This is a genomic window from Rhizobium sp. SVR5-9E (assembly GCF_056755095.1).
Map to the genome: position 1 here is coordinate 1 of NZ_JBNDHS010000849.1, position 229 is coordinate 229.

Below are 229 nucleotides of genomic sequence, written 5' to 3' on the forward strand. Positions count from 1 at the left end.
GAGCATCAACCCGGAAACACAGGAAAAATACAAAGAAGAATATACGGAAACCACCACCACTTCCAATATTCAGGATTTTTATCTTGAGAAATCGATTCTTACCATCCAACATCTGAACGGTAATATTTATGAATACCTGGGAGTTCCTAGAAATACTTATATCAAAATGGTGAATGCCGATTCGCCGAGCCGTTTTGCAAGAAGACATATTTACGGGAGTTTTGTGTAC

Annotated in this window: 1 protein-coding gene; it reads left to right on the plus strand. The window is 38.4% G+C overall.

Annotated features, from left to right (window positions below; translation table 11 throughout):
- The coding region (locus ACPYOJ_RS37240) for a KTSC domain-containing protein (protein ID WP_481420665.1) at positions 1–229 on the plus strand (229 nt) is incomplete at both ends.